The following is a 16,959-nucleotide window of genomic DNA, read 5'->3' as shown; positions in this document are numbered from 1 at the left end:
GGAGCGTGCGGACGGGGAAGTTTCCCGAGAGACGACGTCCGTCGAACCTGTGCGCAAGCCCGGGTTCATGTCGTCATGCGTCAGGGGGAACCACCCTTATGAAGTCTGCTCTGCTCTCCACCACCGCGCTCCTGTGCGGTCTCTCCACCGCCGCGGTCGCCCAGACCGCTTCGCCGGCGACGGTCGCCAGCGTCAGCGAACTGGTCGTCACCGCCAACCGCTCGCCCCAGGCGGCCGACACCGTCGGCCAGTCGATCAGCGTCGTCACCGCCGAAGACATCAAGGCGGCCCAGACGGTCGACGTCTCGACCCTCCTGGCCACGACCCCGGGCGTCTCCTTTTCTCGCAACGGCGGGGTCGGCGGCTCCACCTCGGTGCGCATCCGCGGCGCCGAGACCGACCAGACCGTGGTCGTGATCGACGGGGTGAAGCTCAACGATCCGTCCTCGACCGGCGGCGGCTTCAACTTCTCCAACCTGCTGGCCGGGGACATCGCCCGCATCGAGATCCTGCGCGGCGCCCAGTCGACGCTGTGGGGCAGCCAGGCCATCGGCGGTGTGGTCAACGTGATCACGGCTGAGGCCGAGACGCCTTTCGAGGGTCAGGTGTCGGCCGAAGGCGGCTCGATGGGCACGAGCTATTTCCGCGCCGGCGTGGGCGGCAAGACCGAGCGCCTGGCCTGGCGCCTGGCCGCCGGCCGCTATGAAACCGACGGCGTCTCTTCCTATCGTCTCGGCAAGGAAAAGGACGGTTACGAGAACACCGGCGTCAGCGGCCGGGCGCTGTTTGCCTTCAACGACGCCCTCTCGTTCGACGCGCGCGGCGTCTATTCCAAGGGCCGCAACGACTTCGACGGCTTCCAGACCGACAGCCGCGACGTCGGCGAGACCGAGGAGTTCGTCGGCTATGTCGGGATCAATCTCGATCTCTTCGACGGCGCCCTGAAGAACCGCCTCGCCTACGGCTACACCCGCACGGACCGCCAGAACACCAATCCCGACCAGGCGGTGACCAACATCACCTTCGACGCCCGCGGCGAGAACAAGCGCTGGGAGTATCAGGGCGTGTGGGCGATCAACGAAGCCTGGACGGCGACCTTCGGCGGCGAGATGGAAGACGCGTCCATGCGCTCGGCCTCGCCCAGCGGGTTCAACCCCAGGCCGCCGGTCACCCGCGGCAAGGCCGGCCTCGACGGCGTCTACGCCCAGGTGCAGGGGCAGGTGATCCCCGGCCTGACCCTCACCGCCGGCCTGCGCCGTGACAGCCACGACACCTTCGGGGACAAGACCCTCGGCCAACTCGCCGCGGCCTGGTCGCTCAACGACGGGAACACCGTGCTGCGCGCCAGCTTCGGCCAGGGTTTCAAGGCCCCGACCCTCTACCAGCTCTATTCGGAGTACGGGAACAAGACGCTGGAGGCCGAGGAGGCCGACGCCTGGGATCTCGGGGTCGAACAGCGGCTCATGGACCGGTTCGTCCTGCGCGCCACCTGGTTCCAGCGCGAGACGACAAACCAGATCGACTACGTCTCCTGCAGCTCGACCGCCGACCCGATGTGCGTCGTGAACGGCGCCATGCGCTGGGGCTATTACGCCAACACCGCCCGCACCAAGGCCGAGGGCGTCGAGCTCGAGGGGGCGGCCGACCTCGGCCGGCTGCAGGTGGCGGCCAACTACACCTGGACCGACGCCGAAAACGACGTGGCCGGCAGCGTCAACCGCGGCAAGGCCCTGCCGCGCCGGCCCGAGCACCAGGCCAACATCCAGGCGACCTACACCTGGGCGGGCGGCGCCAGCTTCGGCGGGGCGATCCGCTATGTCGGCAAGAGCTTCGACAACGCGGCAAACAGCTACACCCTCCAGCCCTACACCCTGCTGGACCTGCGCGCGTCGTATCCGGTGAACGAGACCTTCGAACTCTACGGCCGTGTCGAAAACGCCTTCGACGACGACTACGAGACCACCCGCAACTACGGCTCGCCGGGCCGGGGGCTCTATGCTGGTGTCCGTGCAAAGTTCTGATCCGGAACTGGCGGAGTTCCTCCGCCACGGCGGCCGGCTGGCCGCGGCCCGGGCGGCGTTCCCGAACGCCCCCGGGCCCTGGATCGATCTCTCGACCGGAATCAATCCGCGGCCCTATCCGGCGCGGCGGGCCAGCCCCGCCGCGCTGCGCCGCCTGCCCGACCCGCAGGAGACGGCGGCCCTCGAAGCCGCCGCCGCCCGTGCGTTCGGCGTCTCGCCTGATCGGGTGGTGGCCACGCCTGGGACCGAGGCGGCTTTGCGTGCTCTGCCGCGCGTGCTGGGCGCACGTTCGGTGGCCATCGCCGCCCCGGCCTATGGCGGTCACGCCGAGGCCTGGCGGCTGGCCGGCGCCAAGGTCGTCTGCGTCCCGCGCGAGCGTCTGATGCAGACGGCGGCCGAGGCCATGGTCCTGGTTAACCCGAACAACCCCGACGGCGCGACCGGCGGGATTCCCGATCCGGGCGACCGCTGGCTGATCGTCGATGAAGCCTTTGTCGAGACCGCTCCGGAGCTGAGCATCGCTGCGGCGGCCACGCCGCGCACCATCGTCCTGCGCTCGTTCGGCAAGTTCTACGGCCTTGCGGGCGTGCGGCTCGGCTTCGCCATCGCCGAGCCGGGTCTCGCCGCCCGCATCGGCGCTCAGTTCGGCGACTGGCCGGTCAGCGCCGAGGCCATCGCCGCAGGCGTGGCCGCCTACGGCGATTTGGCCTGGGCCGAGCGAACGCGCGCGCGTCTGGCGCGCGAGGCGCAGCGCCTGGACCACCTGCTGGTCCGGACTGGTTTCGAGATCGTCGGCGGGACCGCGCTGTTCCGCCTCGCCGCCGCGTCCGACGCGCCGCGCCGGTTCGTGGCCCTGGCGCGGCTGGGCGTGCTGGCGCGCCCCTTTTCCGATCAGCCGACCTGGCTCAGGTTCGGTCTTCCCAAACCCAAGGACTGGCCGCGTCTGGCGGCCGCGCTGGAGGCGAGCGCGCGATGAGCGACGAAGAGCAGAAGAACGCCGAGCACAAGGCGGCCATGCAGGCCCTGAAGGCCGAGCGCGACGCCATGATGGCCGAGAAGGTCGACGCCCCCGGTCTGCTGCTGGTGCACACCGGCGATGGCAAGGGCAAGTCCACCGCCGCCTTCGGCATGGTCGCCCGCGCCCTCGGCTGGAACCAGAAGGTCGGGATCGTTCAATACATCAAGGGCAAGTGGATTACCGGCGAGCGCCAGTTCTTCAAGCGCTTCCCCGAGAGCGTCCGCTACGAGGTGATGGGCCAGGGCTTCACCTGGGACACCCAGGACCGCGCCCGCGACATCGAGGCCGCCGAGGCCGCCTGGAAGACCTCGGTCGAGATGCTGCACGATCCGGACCTGGACCTCGTGCTGCTGGACGAGCTGAACATCGCCCTGCGTTACGACTATCTCGACATCGACAAGGTGGTCGCCGACCTCAAGGCCCGTCCGCGCGACAAGCACGTCGTGATCACCGGCCGCAACGCCAAGCCGCAGCTGATCGAGATCGCCGACCTCGTCACCGAGATGACCCTGGTCAAGCATCCGTTCGAGCAGGGGATCAAGGCCCAGCGCGGGATCGACTTTTGAGCTGGATGCTGACCCGGCGCTCGGCCCTCGCCGCGGGGGCCGTCATCGGTCTCGGCGGCGCTGCGCCTGTCCGCCGACCCCGGCGCATCGTCTCGCTCAATCCTTGTCTCGACGTGATCCTGGTGGCGGTCGCCGACCGCGCCCAGATCGCCGCCATCAGTCACTATTCGCACGAGCCGTCCTCCTCCAGCATCGGACCGGAAGGCGCGACCTATCCCTTCACCTATGAGAGCGCCGAGGAGGTGCTGGCCCTGCGGCCCGACCTGGTGCTGACCGGCCGCCATTCCTCGCCGGCCACCCGCGCGGCCCTCGACCGCCTGGCCGTGCGCACCGAACTCTTCGCCGTGCCCGACACGGTCGCCGACAGTCTGGCTCAGGTTCGCCAGATCGCCGCCGCCGTCGGCCATCCCGAGCGCGGCGAGGCCATGGTTGCGCAGATCGAGGCCGCGCTGGCCGCCGCCGCCCCGCCGCCCGGCGCTCCGCGCCTGAGCGCCATCACCTACCAGGCCGGTGGCTTCGCGACCGGCCCCGACACCATGATGGACGAGATGATGCGCCGCTGCGGCCTCGACAACGCCGTCACCCGCTATGGCCTGAGGCGGACCGGCAACGTGCCGCTCGAACTGTTGGTCGCCAATCCGCCGGACATGCTGCTTGCCGGCCAGGCCAAGCCCGGCGCGCCGACCTGGGCCGATCGCGTCTCGCGCCATCCGGCGCTGGTCCGCGTCGCCACGCGCATGCACCGCGCGACCTTTCCTCAGCAGCTCACCTTCTGCGGCGGGCCGGTGCTGATTCAGACGGCCGCCATGCTCGCCCTGGCCCGCGACCAAGCCCTGGCCAAGAGGAGGCGCGCGCGCCCATGACCCGCCGCCATGCAACGCTCGCCGTCCTCGGCGTCCTGGCCGTGCTGCTGGCGGCCGTCAGCATGGCCGCCGGCCGGGTCTGGGTGCCGCTGAGCGATTGGCTGGATCCGTCGGATCCACGCTGGGCGATCATCTTCGAGCTGCGCCTGCCTCGGACCATCCTCGGCGTCGCCGTCGGCGCGGCGCTCGGCATGGCGGGCGCCGCCATGCAGGGCTACACGCGCAACCCCCTGGCCGATCCGGGCGCCCTGGGGGTCTCGTCCATGGGCGCCCTGGGCGCCGTGCTTACCCTCTATCTGGGCGCCGGGGCCTCCGCCCCCTGGGTGATCGCCACCGCCTCGATGCTGGGCGCGCTGGTCGCGGTCTTTCTGCTGCTGGCCCTCTCGGGCCAGGCCTCCAGCATCGTCACCTTCATCCTCGCCGGAGTGATCCTGCAGACCATGGCCGGGGCGGGCGTCGCGCTCGCCCTCAGCCTGGCCCCCAATCCCTGGGCGGTGAACGAGATCGTCAACTGGCTGATGGGCTCGCTCGCCGACCGCAGCCTGCCCGAGGTGCAGATGGCGTTCCCGCTCATCGCGGTCGGCCTGTTGCTGCTGTCACTCACGGGCCGCAGCCTCGACGCCCTGACCCTGGGCGAGACCGGGGCCCGCTCGCTCGGCGTCGACATGACGCGCGTGCGCTGGATGCTCGCCGTCGGGGTGGCGTTCACCGCCGGCGCCAGCGTCGCCGTCACCGGGGTCATCGGTTTCGTCGGCCTGATCGTGCCTCACCTCCTGCGGCCGCTGGTGGGCGCGCGGCCCGGCGGCCTGCTGTGGCCCAGCGCGCTCGGCGGCGCGGTCCTGGTGCTGGCCGCCGACATCGCCGTGCGGCTGACTCCGGCGGCGGGCGAGGTGAAGCTGGGCGTCGCCATGGCGGTGCTGGGCGGCCCATTCTTCTTCGCCCTTCTCCTCTCGATGCGCCGGAGGATCGCATGAGCCGGCTTTCCGCCCACGACATCCGGGTGCGCCTGGGCGCACGTCTCGCCGTCGACGGCGTCAGCGCCGACTTCCAGGCCGGGAGCGTCACCGCCATCCTCGGCCCCAACGGCGCCGGCAAGTCGACCCTGCTGGCCTGCCTGGCCGGCTTGCGCCGACCGCAGGGCGGCCGTGTCCTGCTTGACGAGGCCGATCTCCTGGCCATGGCTCCGCGCGCCCGCGCGCGCCGCATCGGCTTCATCCCCCAGACGCCCGAGGTCGCCTGGGCGGTGGAGGCGCGCATCCTGGTCGGTCTCGGCCGCACGCCGTTCATCGGCTCCAACGGGCTGTCGCTGGAGGACGGGGCGGCCATCGAGCGGGCCATGACCGCGGCCGGCGTCACCGAGCTCGCCGACCGCGACGTCACCACCCTCTCGGGCGGCGAGCGGGGGCGCGTACTGATCGCGCGCGCGTTGGCCGGCGACCCGGAATGGCTGCTGGCGGACGAGCCCCTGACCGGCCTCGATCCCGGCCACCAGCTCGACGCCGGCGACCTGTTCCGCAAGATGGCGCACGACCAGGGCAGGGGCGTCGTCGTCACCCTGCACGACCTTTCCCTCGCAGCCCGGATTGCTGACCGCATCATCGTCATGGCCGCCGGCCAGGTGCTGGCCGACGGGCCGCCCGGCCAAGCCCTGTCCCCGGCCGTCATGGAGGCGGCCTACGGCGTCCGCGCTCAGGTCACGGCCGGCGCCGGCGGGGCGCTGATCGAGATCGTCGGGCGTGCCGGCTGATCCCTGGATCGTGCTGGCCGCGGCGGGCCTCGAGGGCGTGCTCGGCTATCCGGCGCGCCTGCACCGGCTCGTCCCCCATCCGGTCGCCTGGATCGGCGCGGCCCTGCGCCGGCTGGAGGCGCTGAATCGAGGCGGCGATATCCCCCGCCGCCTCGCCGGGGTCTTCGTCCTGCTGCTGGTCGCCGGAACCGCCGCCCTGGCCGGCTGGCTGATCGGCAGGTTGGTGGACGGCTGGGCGCTAATCCTGACGATAGCGGCCGGTTCCCTGGGCCTGGCCGCCCGCAGCCTCTACGCCCACGTCGCGGCGGTGTCGCGGGCCCTGAACACGCCCATCAACCTGCCCGCCGCCCGCGCCGCCGTCGGCATGATCGTCGGGCGCGACACCGCCGACCTCGACGAGGCCGGCGTCTCCGCCGCGGCCCTCGAAAGCCTGGCGGAGAGCTTCAACGACGGCGTGGTCGCCCCGCTGTTCTGGTTCCTGCTAGGCGGTCTGGCCGGGCTCTTCGCCTACAAGGCGGTCAACACCGCCGACAGCCTGATCGGACACCGCGAGGAGCCCTGGCGCTGTTTCGGCTGGGCGGCGGCGCGCGCCGACGACCTGATGAACCTGATCCCGGCCCGCATCGCCGGTGCCCTTATCGCCCTGGTCGCCGGCCGTGGCTGGCGCACGATGCTGCGCGATGCTGGCAGGCATGCGTCGCCCAACTCCGGCTGGCCGGAGGCGGCCATGGCCGGGGCGCTCGGCGTCCAGCTGGGCGGGCCGGCCAGCTACGACGGCGCGCCCCATGCGCGGCCGACCTTCGGCGAGGGGCCGCGTCCGTCGCCTCTGGACCTGCGCCGCGGGCTTGGGCTCTATCTGCGCGCCTGCGCGGTCCTCGCCGCCGCCCTGGCCGTGGGAGGACTCGCTTGGCCGCGTTGATGATCCAGGGATGCGGCTCGGACGTCGGCAAGTCGGTGCTGGTCGCCGGCCTCTGCCGGGCGTTCGCCAACCGTGGTCTGACCGTGCGGCCTTTCAAGCCGCAGAACATGTCGAACAACGCCGCCGTCACTGCCGACGGGGGCGAGATCGGCCGCGCCCAGGCGCTCCAGGCCATCGCCTGCCGCACCGCCCCGACCGTCGATATGAACCCGGTCCTGCTCAAGCCCCAGAGCGACGTCGGCGCTCAACTGGTGGTGCGCGGCCAGATGGCCGGAACGTGGAAGGCCGCTGCCTATCAGAACCGCAAGGCGGCCTTGCTGGACGTGGTGCTCGAAAGCTACCGCCGCCTGGAGTCCCAGGCCGACCTCGTGATCGTGGAGGGCGCGGGCAGCCCCGCCGAGATCAATCTGCGGGCCGGCGACATCGCCAATATGGGCTTCGCCCGGGCCGCCCAGGTTCCCGTCGTGCTGGTCGGCGACATCGACCGCGGCCACGTGATCGCCGCCCTGGTCGGCGCCCATGCGGTGCTGGACCCGCAGGACCGGGCGATGATCGCCGGCTTCCTGATCAACAAGTTCCGGGGCGATCCCTCGCTGTTCGACGCCGGCCGCGCCGAGATCGAGCGTCGCACCGGCTGGAGCGACCTCGGCATGGCGCCCTGGCTCGCCGCCGCCCGCCGCCTGCCGGCGGAGGACGCGGTGGTGCTGGACAAGGCGCGGGCGGGCCAGGCGCGCAAGGTCCGCATTGTCGTCCCCATGCTCTCGCGCATCGCCAATTTCGATGACTTCGATCCGCTGCGCGCCGAGCCTGACGTCGAGTTCGGCTTCATCCGGCCCGGTTCGCCCCTGCCGGGCGACGCCGATCTGGTGATCCTGCCGGGGACAAAGGCGACCCTCGCCGATCTCGCCTTCCTGCGCGCCCAAGGGTGGGACATCGACCTCCTGGCGCATGTCCGCCGCGGCGGGCGGGTGCTGGGCGTCTGCGGCGGCTACCAGATGCTGGGCCGCTGGGTCGCCGACCCGGACGGGATCGAGGGGCCGCCAGGTCGCGCCGAAGGCCTTGGCCTGCTCGACGTCGAGACCGTGCTGACCGGCGACAAGGTGCTGCGCCCGGCGCGGGGAACCCTGGCCTCGGGCGCGCGGTTCGAGGGTTACGAGATCCATGTCGGCCACACGGCCGGCCCCGCGACCGCGCGTCCCTTCCTGGTCCGCGAAGACGGGACGGGCGAGGGCGCAGTCTCCTCGGACGGCCGCGTCGCCGGCGCCTATGTCCACGGGCTCTTCGATCTTGCGCCCGCCCGCAATGCGCTGCTGAGCGAGCTCGGCGCAGCGTCGGACGGCCTCGACCAGCACGTCCGCGTCGACGCGGCCCTGGACGAGATCGCCGCCGTGCTGGAAACCCATTTCGCCATCGATCGCCTGGCCGCGCTCGCCGGGCTGGAGCTGCATCCATGACACCCATCGCCCCGCTCGACCGCAGCCAGGAGGCGGCGTTGCGCGCCCTGGTCGACGGCAAGGCCAAGCCGCTGGGCGCGCTCGGCCGGGTCGAGGACCTCGCCGTGCGGCTGGCCCTGATCGCCGGACGGCCCAATCCCCAGCTGAACCGCGCCTTGCTGCTGGTCTTCGCTGGCGACCACGGCCTCAACGAGTCCGGCGTCTCGGCCTATCCCTCGGAGGTCACGACGGCGATGGTCGCCACTCTGCTGGCCGGGCGGGCCAGCGCCAACGCTTTCGCCCGCGTCGTCGGGGCGGACGTCCGCGTGGTCGACGCCGGGGTCGCGGCCGACCTGGCGCCGCATCCCGCCCTGATCGAGGCCAAGGTGCGCAAGGGAACCCGCAACGCCGCCGCCGTCCCGGCGCTGACCGCCGAGGAGGCCGATCTCGCCCTGGAGCGCGGCGCCTCGATCGCTCGGGAGACCCTGCAGGACTTCGAGATCCTGGCGGTGGGCGAGATGGGCATAGGCAATAGCGCCAGCGCGGCCCTGGTCCTGCACCGTCTGGCGCCGGCGCCGCTCGACGACTGCATCGGCCTGGGGGCCGGTCACGACGCCGAGGGCTTGGCTCGCAAGCAGGCCGTGTTGCGCAAGGCCGCGGCTCGCAGCGACGCGTCCGCACCCCGCGATGTCCTCGCTCAGTTCGGCGGACTGGAGATCGTGATGATGGCCGGCGCGATCCTGGGCGCGGCGGGCGCCGGCAAGCCTGTTCTGATCGACGGCTTCATCGCCTCCGTCGCCGCTCTGGCGGCCATCCGCCTCGACCCGGCCTGCGCCGACTACTGCATCTTCGCCCATCTCTCGGCCGAGAAGGGGCACGCGATCGCCGTGGACGCCGTCGGAGCCGAGCCGCTGCTCGACCTCTCCATGCGGCTGGGGGAAGGGACCGGCGCCTTGCTGGCCTTGCCGGTGGCGCGCGCCGCCGCGGCCCTGCTGAGCGATGTCGCCAGTCTCGATGACGTGCTGTCAGGCGCGCTGTGAGCGTCCTGCGCCGCCAGTTGCAGCTCTTCCTCTGCGCGACGCAGTTTCTGACGCGCGTTCCGACACCGGCCTTGAAGGATTTCGAGCCGGACTGGATTTCGCGTAGCGCCCGCTATTTCCCCTTGGTCGGCCTGCTGGTCGGCCTCGTCTGCGCCGCGGCCTTCGCCGGCGCGTCGCAGCTCTGGAGCGGCTGGTTGGCGGCGCTGCTCGCCATGGCGGCCGGCGTGCTCCTCACCGGCGCCTTCCATGAGGACGGCCTGGCCGACACCTTCGACGGGCTGGGCGGCGGCGGCACGCCCGAGCGCCGCCTGGAGATCATGAAGGACAGCCGCATCGGGACCTACGGCGCGCTCGCCCTCGGTCTCGTCCTGTCGCTGAAGGCGGCGGCGCTGGCGGGCCTTTCCCCTTCGCTTGGCGCCTGGGCGCTGGCCTGCGCCAACGCTGGCGGCCGGGGCGCGGCGGTCCTGGCGATGCGGGTCCTGCCCTATGTCGGCTATCTGGAGCGCGGCAAGTGGAAGCCCGCGCCCTCCGGCCTCTCCACGCCGGAGATGCTGTTCGCACTGGTCTTCGCCGGCCTGCCGCTGCTGCTGGCGCCGAGCCCGGCCTGGGCGATGGGCCTGCTCCTCGGCGGCGGCCTGGCGCTCACCCTGGCGCTTTCGGCTCGGCGGCTGCTGGGCGGCTACACCGGCGACGTCCTGGGCGCGATCGAGCAGATGTTCGAACTCGGCTTCTTGCTGGCGGTCGCCGCCTCTCCATCGATCCTCGGCCTCCTCGCGCGGCCCTGAGTATCCCCAGGTTTCTACCATGGCGAGAAATGTTCAGCTTTTGCGCCCGGGTGCTCGCGCCTAGTCTCGGGGTCTGCAGCGACTTATGTCGCCGATCCGACAGTCACGCCCGGATTGACGACTAGACTGCGGGCGCAAGGGGTCGTGGGCGAATGACGGACGAGCGTGGAGAGGATGCGCGCGCAGCCGAACTGCGCCATCGCACCGCCAACACCTTTCAGCTGATCTCGGCCCTGGCGCGGATGCGGGGTCAGCGCACGGGCGAGCCGGAGGCGCGCAGACAGCTGCTCTGGATCGCCGAGGCCATCGGCTCCCTCGGCGCGCTGGAGCGTCACCGCTGCGAGGGCGGCGTCGATTTCCACGCCTACCTCCACGACATGGCCGCGATCTGGCGGCGTCGCCAGGGCGGGCAGCCCGCCGAGATCGCGATCCTGGCCGCGCCGATGGTCGCCCCCGACCAGGTCGCTTCGACCCTGGCCCTGATCGCCCACGAACTGGTCGCCAACGCCGTCGCCCACGCCTGCGGCGGCCGCGGCGGGCGCATCGAGGTGCGGTTGGCCGATCTCGGCGACGGGCGGCGCGAGTTCTCGGTCGCCGACGACGGACCCGGCTTCGATCCGGCCGCTCCGGGCGGCGGCGAGCGGTTCGGCCTGTGGTTCGTCCGCAGCCTGGCGCTGCAGGTGCGCGGCGAGCTCGAGCTGTTGGCCGGGTCCGGCGTCCGGGCCCGGCTGGTGTTTCCCGTCTAGGCCGCCGGCAGCAGCCGGTCGTAGTGCCGGCGGATCACGTCGTAGCACTCGCAGGCCAGAGCCTGCAGGCCGTCCCGGTCGACGATGTCGACCACTCCGCGGCGGTAGCGGATCAGGCCCTTGCCTTGCAGGGCGCGCGCCACCGCCGTGACCGTCGTGCGCTGCACGCCCAACATGTCGGCGACCACCTCCTGGGTCAGGGCCACCGTATTGGTGGAGATCCGGTCGTGACAGGTGAGCAGCCAGCGGCAGAAGCGCGCCTCCACCGAATGCAGCGCGTTGCAGGCCGCCGCCTGGGTCGCGTGGCCCAGCAGGGCCTCGGAGTGGCGGTCGATCATCTCGCGGATGCGCGGGCTCTTCACCCACGCCTCGTGCAGCTGGTTGGCCCCGATGCGCGAGCAGCGGCAGTGGGTCTGCACGACGGCGCGCGACAGCGACTGGCGCGGCGCGACCGCGGCGGTCAGCCCGACCGCGCCTTCGCGCCCGATGGCGGCGCTCTCTATGGCCGCTCCGTTTTCCATCAAGGTCATCAGCGAGATGACGCCGTCGTGGGGAAAGTAGACCACGTCCATACGGTCGCCCGGCTCGTACAACAGCCGACCCCGTTCAAGATCCATGTGGGTCAGGTGCGGGGCCACCAGTCCGTAGTCCTCAGGCGGCAACGCGGCGAGCAAGCGATTTTGCACCGAACTCGGGGACCTTTGCATCGGCGAATCAAACATCGCCTTACGGCTTCGGTTTCAACCTAACGGTGCTGTCGCCCAAAAACTGTCGAGAACACGACACAACTTCGCGAGGCGCCGCTAAAAACAAAATTGGAACTCAGCACGTCCTGCAGAATTGGCGCAAAGCGACCAACGTTCTGCGTTGCGGCAAAAGCACGCAAGTATAGTGCAGTCGAAGCGAGGAGCGCCGCCGACCGCCCTAATGGAAGCGCAGGTTTGCTTTCCCGCCGAGATGCGGCTCGTGTTTTCGCGCATTGGCGACCGCGATCTCCCACGCGAACTTCATGGGACCGGCGTCGGAAATCCAAAGTTCGGCGTCCTGGCAGTCGAGCCGCATCATGGTCAGGCGCGGGTCGTCCTTGCCTTGGGGATACCAGGCGGCGACTACGGCGTTCCAATACTTGGCGATGCGGGCTTCGTCGTGACTCAAGATCAGTTCGCCGGTCAGGCAGGCGTATAAGTCCTTGCCTTGGAAGACGAAGATCGCCTGGTGCCCTTCCCCGATGCGCTGGGCCAGTTCGGTGTCCGTGCGGGTGAAGAACCACAGCGTACGGCCGTCCACGAAGGCGGTCATGGGTTGGGTGTGATGCTCGGCTGCTCCGACAACGCCGAGCATGCCGATCTGATGGCGCTCGATCTCGTCCCACAGCATTCGTTCGACGGCGACCCGGTCGTTCATGTCGATGGTCATACGGCCCTCCGGTTGAGGTGACGCCGATTCAACCCCAAAGCGGTCGAGCGGTTCCTGTCACGCTTTCCCTTGGGTCATGCTTCCCTCCCGGGCGGCGGCTGGCCATGATGGCCGAATTCTTTCGACTGCCGATTCAAACTTGAGAATTTCAATGAGCGAGATCGTGGTCCCCCGCCAGTTCCGGGGTCCTCCCTTCACGGCCAATGGCGGCTATATCTGCGGCGTGCTCTCCAACGCGGTCGGGGGCCGCGGCGTGGCGATGCTGCGTGCGGGCGTGCCGCTGGATGTCGCCGTCAGCCTGCAGCCGGGCGAAGACGGGGCTATGCTGCTGACCAACGCCGAGGGCGCGGTTCTCGGCTCGGCCCGCCGGGCTGATGACAGCCAGATCCCCCATCCGCCGCCGGCGCCGCCCAGTGTGGAAGAGGCGCGCGCCTTCGCGGCCGGCTCGCAGTTCGCCCAGCGCTCGCTGCATCGCGGCTGCTTCTCCTGCTGCATCGAGCGCGAGGCTGGCGAGGGGCTGGGCGTCCATGTCGGCCAGATCGACGGCGCCCCGGCCGGGCAGTGCGCGGGCGTCTGGACCCCGCACGCCAATTTCGCCGACGCCGACGGGACCATTCCCGACGAGATCACCTGGGGCGCGCTCGATTGCCCGGGTTCGATGGCCTGGTGGATCAAGACCGGCGCGCCGGTCGGCCTGCTTGGCACCATGGCCGGCGAGGTCCTGAAGAAGCCGAGGGCCGGGGAAACCTATGTCGTCGTCGCCTGGGCGCGCGAGGTCGAGGGCCGCAAGCATTTCGCAGGCGTGGCTCTATTCAACGACGGGGGCGAGCTGATGGCCCGCGCCGGTCAGATCTGGATCGGCCGCCCGCCCGGCGCTCCGATGCCCGCGCCGGCGGGCGCCGGCGCCCAGCCGGCCTAAGTCTGCTGAGCCTGTTCGACGAAGGCGGCGCGGCCTCTCGGGGGCCGCGCACAAGCCCTTGAATCGCCGTCGGAACGTTGGGAGGCATGTGCTTTTCGGGTGACTCGACGAATGCTCATCGAACAAAGTTCGCGGAACATCCGTAGATTTCACGTTTTGCTAACCATGCAGGCGCAAGCCTGAGCGGGCGTCGCGATGGAAAGGCGTCCGATGTTCAAGGTCGAGTTCCATTACCAGGGAGAAGGGCTGTGGAGCCGCGGCGCCCCGCCCATGACCCAGCTGGGTGCGGCGCATCTCGCCAAGGCTCTCAAGCAGCTTGGGTTCGCGGACGAGGCGCGGGTGGTCCCCACGCATCCACCGGCCGGCTCGACGCCCGGCTCTGACCACGCGGTGGACATCAAGGTCTAATTCGGTCCCGATTTCGCCGCAGTGGACCCAGAAACGGCGGCAATGTCGGGTTTATGCTTGTTGATTGTCGCGGCGCGCCCCTATTAGCGAAGCTGTCGCCGATGCCTGTCGGGGAGTTTGAAGTGGCGCGTGATCGGTCCTACCGCAGCCTTGATTACCTGAAGAAGAGCGCGGCGACCTCCCGAGTGCTCAATCTCTGGCAGATCGCCCAGAGCGAGGCCGGCAAGGCCGAGTATGAAGAGAGCCCGTTTTTCCGCAATTCGCTGCTGAACCGCAGCATCCTGCTCAAACACCGCATCCGCGGCGGCGAGGCCGATCTCTTCGACTATCCGATGCAGACGGCGACCAAGATTCTGCTGCCGATCGCCGAGCGCGAGCTGCGCTACGGCGCGCGCTTCCTGTTCGTCGGTCAGCGCAATTTCGAGGAGGTCGCCGCCGAGTCCTTCGGCGAGGATCTGCAGGTCGGCGCGCGCGACCGCCAGGTGCTGGACATTGTTGCGGCCCTGCCGTCGCTCGATCCGTTCCTAATGCGCGAGAGCCTGAAGACCAACGGCTTCACGCCCGCGCCCTGCTACTTCAACCTGTCCGAGGGCGACCTGGAGCGGATGTTCACCTCGGCCCGCAAGGAGCTGGAGCCGCTGATCCGCATCTCGTTCGGCGACGGCCATGCCTTCGGGGTGAAGGCCGCGGCGCTGCTCTCGAAGATCCTCTCCGACGCCGGCAGCGCCGAGCTCGAGCCGCTGCGCCGGGTCATGAACATGGACCCGCCGCAGTTTCGCGAGGGTGTGTTCTGCTGGAAGGCCTTCCTCTATTACAAATGGCAGCTCCAGGACCTGTTGCCGCGCATCCGCCAGGTTCTGGAGGAGATCGCCGTCGTCCGCCCGCTGGGTAATCTCGACCACGAGGACAAGGCCTATATCGCCCGGGTGAAGGCCGACCTGCGTAGCTGGATCTTCTCGGCCATGGGTGCGGTGACCGACGCCCTGGCGGTCTACGACAACGCCTATGGGGCCTTGACCAGGCAAAGCGACCCGGCGTTCTTCCGCGACTTCCTGCTGCGCGCTCCGGCCATGTTCCTCAGCCTCGGCGAGCGCCTGAGCGGCGTCGAACATGTGGCCAGCTTCTGGCGCTTCCGCTTCCCGAACCGCCAGATGCAGCGGATCAACGTCGACGAGCTGGTCGACATCTTCATGGACTTCGAAGTCAGCCTGAACACGGTCAGTCTCGAACCGGCCTGACGACGCCATGCGAAAGGGCGCCCCGGGCCTTGAGCCCAGGGCGCCCCCTGCGTCCGTCCCGTTGGGGAGGGTTTTAGTAGGCGCCGACCGCGGCGATCACGCCTTGGCCGATGTCGCCGCCGAACAGGTTCGAGGTCGAACCCAGCGAGGCGCCGGCCTGATCGCGGTCACGCAGCGTGCCGCCAAAGGTGTAGCGCAGGCCGATCTTGAAGGTGTCGGCCTTCAGGTCGGCGTCGTCGAGTTCGCCGTGCTCATAGGCGCCGACCACGCTCCAGGGCGTATTGGCGAACTGATACTCGGCCTCGGCGCCCACGTTCCACATGTCGAGGTCGCCGCCGCGCGCGTCGGCCTTGGTGAAGCCGACATTGCCCGCGACCTTGAAGGTGTCGGTCACGAAGTAGCGCAGCTCGGCGCGGCCGGCCCAGAAGTCGACGTCGTTCAGGTCTTCGGCCTGGCCGTAGCCGACCTGGCCGTAGAGGGTGGTCTTCGGGGCGATGTTGTACTGACCCTCAACGCCCACGGCCCACAGGGTCACGTCGTCGCTCTTGCTGACGCCGACGAAGCCACCGGCCAGGCCGCCGTCGAAGGCCTTGTTCAGGTGGCCGGTCGCCGACCACAGGGTGGCGTCGCCGCCGTCGGCGTCGAAGTTGGTCACCGAGCCGTCGACCGCCGCGCGTAGCGATCCGACGTCGAAGGCGACGGCGCCTTCACCCTGGATCACGTTGGCGTCGGTGTCGCCCAGGCGGCCGGCGTCGATTTCGGCGCGGCTGTAGTTCACGCCCGCATGACCCACGGTCTGAGCTTGGGCGGCGCCGGCGGTCAGCGCGAAAAAGGCGGCCGCGGCGGCCGTCGCGAACAGTTGGTTTCTCACTTTCTTGATCCCCTTTTGGGTTTGAACACTGAGGCCCAGCTATGTCCGTCATCGCGCCGTCACAATGGTTCGGGGGTTCGTATGACGCCGGTCTGCGAAGAGTGTGACCGGTCAGTCACACTTGCATTTCGCGGCCTTGATTTTGTCGGCGCGCCGCCTATTGCGCGCGGGCGTTCGGCTCAGGCGTCCGAGTTGGGGGCCAGGAACCGCCCCGCCAGCAGCGCCGCTTCCGTGCGGTTGCGGGCGCCCGTCAGGCGCAGGATCGCGTGGATGTGCAGTTTCACCGTCCCCGGCGTGATGCCGAGGAGTTCGGCGATCTCGCGGTTGCGCCGGCCGACCGCCATCTGCTTGAGCACGTCCATCTGCCGGGGCGAGAGCGTCCTGTTGCGGCCTGCGGCGCGCGGCGGCCGGGCCGGAAAATAGCTGCCGCCTCCGAACACCGCGCCGATCGCGTGCCGGAACTGGGTGAGCGGGAAGTCCTTGGAGATATAGCCGCGTGCGCCGGCGTCCTGGGCGATCTGCACGAAGGCGGGGTTGACGCGGTCGTCGATCACGATCGCCGGCGTCTCCGGCGCGGCGGCCAGCAGCCGCTCAAGGCCGCGGAAGTCGTAGTTGATGCTGAACAGATCGATGAGCATCAGCGCCGGCGGCTGGTCGGCCGCCAGGGCCGCCGCTTCGATAAGCGAGCCGGTCGTGCGGGTCGCGGCCAGGTCTACGGCCTCCTCCAGCACCTGCGCGATGGCCAGCCGGCAGATCGGCTTCTCCTCGATCACCAACGCATAGCCGGCGGCGGCCGGGTCGGGCCGGTGTCCGGTCCGCTCGGCGGCCGCCTCGGACGACACGGCTAGGCTCAGGACTCATAGCCAGAAGAGCACGGTAGCGGCGAGGGCGATGGCGGACAGGAAGACGGTCGGGCATCGATCGTAGCGGGTGGCGACGCGACGCCAGTCCTTGAGCCGGCCGAACATG

Annotated in this window: 18 protein-coding genes and 1 pseudogene; 14 read left to right on the top strand and 5 right to left on the bottom strand. The window is 70.2% G+C overall.

What is annotated here, in order from left to right; genetic code table 11:
* Positions 1-98: 98 nt before the first annotated feature.
* The 11 genes from ACE3T2_RS17985 (at position 99) to ACE3T2_RS17935 (ending at position 11,138) form a co-directional block, all read left to right on the top strand.
* Positions 99-2,021 (top strand): TonB-dependent receptor plug domain-containing protein, encoded by a 1,923-nt coding sequence (locus tag ACE3T2_RS17985; protein ID WP_374659867.1) that lies wholly within the window; start codon positions 99-101, stop codon positions 2,019-2,021.
* The gene (locus tag ACE3T2_RS17980) at positions 2,002-2,997 is read left to right on the top strand and encodes an aminotransferase class I/II-fold pyridoxal phosphate-dependent enzyme (protein WP_374659865.1); all 996 of its coding nucleotides are present in this window, start codon (positions 2,002-2,004) and stop codon (positions 2,995-2,997) included. The genes ACE3T2_RS17985 and ACE3T2_RS17980 overlap by 20 nt, the downstream gene beginning before the upstream one ends.
* Positions 2,994-3,605 (top strand): cob(I)yrinic acid a,c-diamide adenosyltransferase, encoded by a 612-nt coding sequence (cobO, locus tag ACE3T2_RS17975; protein WP_374659863.1) that lies wholly within the window; start codon positions 2,994-2,996, stop codon positions 3,603-3,605. The genes ACE3T2_RS17980 and cobO overlap by 4 nt, the downstream gene beginning before the upstream one ends.
* Positions 3,606-3,610: 5 nt before the next feature.
* Positions 3,611-4,468, top strand: coding sequence for an ABC transporter substrate-binding protein (locus ACE3T2_RS17970; protein ID WP_374659923.1), 858 nt, complete (start codon positions 3,611-3,613; stop codon positions 4,466-4,468).
* Positions 4,465-5,442, top strand: a complete 978-nt coding sequence (locus ACE3T2_RS17965; protein WP_374659861.1) for a FecCD family ABC transporter permease — start codon at positions 4,465-4,467, stop codon at positions 5,440-5,442. Before ACE3T2_RS17970 ends, ACE3T2_RS17965 begins: the two co-directional genes overlap by 4 nt.
* Positions 5,439-6,215, top strand: coding sequence for an ABC transporter ATP-binding protein (locus ACE3T2_RS17960; RefSeq protein ID WP_374659859.1), 777 nt, complete (start codon positions 5,439-5,441; stop codon positions 6,213-6,215). Before ACE3T2_RS17965 ends, ACE3T2_RS17960 begins: the two co-directional genes overlap by 4 nt.
* Positions 6,205-7,134 (top strand): adenosylcobinamide-phosphate synthase CbiB, encoded by a 930-nt coding sequence (gene cbiB / locus ACE3T2_RS17955; protein ID WP_374659857.1) that lies wholly within the window; start codon positions 6,205-6,207, stop codon positions 7,132-7,134. Before ACE3T2_RS17960 ends, cbiB begins: the two co-directional genes overlap by 11 nt.
* Positions 7,122-8,588 (top strand): cobyric acid synthase, encoded by a 1,467-nt coding sequence (locus ACE3T2_RS17950; RefSeq protein WP_374659855.1) that lies wholly within the window; start codon positions 7,122-7,124, stop codon positions 8,586-8,588. Before cbiB ends, ACE3T2_RS17950 begins: the two co-directional genes overlap by 13 nt.
* Complete coding sequence (gene cobT / locus ACE3T2_RS17945; RefSeq protein WP_374659853.1) at positions 8,585-9,607, top strand: nicotinate-nucleotide--dimethylbenzimidazole phosphoribosyltransferase; 1,023 nt, start codon at positions 8,585-8,587, stop codon at positions 9,605-9,607. Before ACE3T2_RS17950 ends, cobT begins: the two co-directional genes overlap by 4 nt.
* Entirely contained in the window at positions 9,604-10,392 is a 789-nt protein-coding gene (gene cobS / locus ACE3T2_RS17940; protein WP_374659851.1) for an adenosylcobinamide-GDP ribazoletransferase, read from the top strand. The genes cobT and cobS overlap by 4 nt, the downstream gene beginning before the upstream one ends.
* Positions 10,393-10,544: 152 nt before the next feature.
* Positions 10,545-11,138: a sensor histidine kinase gene (locus tag ACE3T2_RS17935; RefSeq protein ID WP_374659849.1), complete on the top strand. Its 594-nt coding sequence runs from the start codon at positions 10,545-10,547 to the stop codon at positions 11,136-11,138.
* On the opposite strand, the gene ACE3T2_RS17930 is transcribed toward ACE3T2_RS17935, so the two are convergent.
* Both ACE3T2_RS17930 and ACE3T2_RS17925 read right to left on the bottom strand, forming a co-directional pair.
* Positions 11,135-11,812, bottom strand: coding sequence for a Crp/Fnr family transcriptional regulator (locus tag ACE3T2_RS17930; RefSeq protein WP_374659847.1), 678 nt, complete (start codon positions 11,810-11,812; stop codon positions 11,135-11,137). The two genes, ACE3T2_RS17935 and ACE3T2_RS17930, sit on opposite strands and share 4 nt — an antisense overlap.
* A gap of 250 nt (positions 11,813-12,062) precedes the next feature.
* Entirely contained in the window at positions 12,063-12,554 is a 492-nt protein-coding gene (locus tag ACE3T2_RS17925) for a pyridoxamine 5'-phosphate oxidase family protein (RefSeq protein ID WP_374659845.1), read from the bottom strand.
* A gap of 151 nt (positions 12,555-12,705) precedes the next feature.
* On the opposite strand from ACE3T2_RS17925, the gene ACE3T2_RS17920 reads away from it, so the two are divergent.
* From ACE3T2_RS17920 to ACE3T2_RS17910, 3 genes are all read left to right on the top strand, one after another.
* The gene (locus ACE3T2_RS17920; RefSeq protein ID WP_374659843.1) at positions 12,706-13,473 is read left to right on the top strand and encodes a hypothetical protein; all 768 of its coding nucleotides are present in this window, start codon (positions 12,706-12,708) and stop codon (positions 13,471-13,473) included.
* Positions 13,474-13,683: 210 nt separating this feature from the next.
* The gene (locus tag ACE3T2_RS17915; RefSeq protein WP_374659841.1) at positions 13,684-13,881 is read left to right on the top strand and encodes a hypothetical protein; all 198 of its coding nucleotides are present in this window, start codon (positions 13,684-13,686) and stop codon (positions 13,879-13,881) included.
* Between the two features lie 122 nt (positions 13,882-14,003).
* Positions 14,004-15,119, top strand: coding sequence for a hypothetical protein (locus tag ACE3T2_RS17910; RefSeq protein ID WP_374659839.1), 1,116 nt, complete (start codon positions 14,004-14,006; stop codon positions 15,117-15,119).
* Between the two features lie 73 nt (positions 15,120-15,192).
* Here the strand turns inward: ACE3T2_RS17910 and ACE3T2_RS17905 are convergent, their stop codons facing one another.
* The 3 genes and pseudogenes from ACE3T2_RS17905 to ACE3T2_RS17895 form a co-directional block, all read right to left on the bottom strand.
* Entirely contained in the window at positions 15,193-15,990 is a 798-nt protein-coding gene (locus tag ACE3T2_RS17905) for an outer membrane beta-barrel protein (protein ID WP_374659837.1), read from the bottom strand.
* A gap of 179 nt (positions 15,991-16,169) precedes the next feature.
* Positions 16,170-16,832, bottom strand: a complete 663-nt coding sequence (locus ACE3T2_RS17900) for a LuxR C-terminal-related transcriptional regulator (protein ID WP_374659835.1) — start codon at positions 16,830-16,832, stop codon at positions 16,170-16,172.
* Between the two features lie 15 nt (positions 16,833-16,847).
* Positions 16,848-16,959: pseudogene (locus ACE3T2_RS17895) on the bottom strand (IS5/IS1182 family transposase); the annotation flags it as partial.

The sequence above is a fragment of the Phenylobacterium sp. genome (assembly GCF_041919955.1).
Lineage (GTDB): Bacteria > Pseudomonadota > Alphaproteobacteria > Caulobacterales > Caulobacteraceae > Phenylobacterium.
Note: the sequence above shows the minus strand (reverse complement) of the source record. Positions and strands in the feature narration are given on the sequence as shown.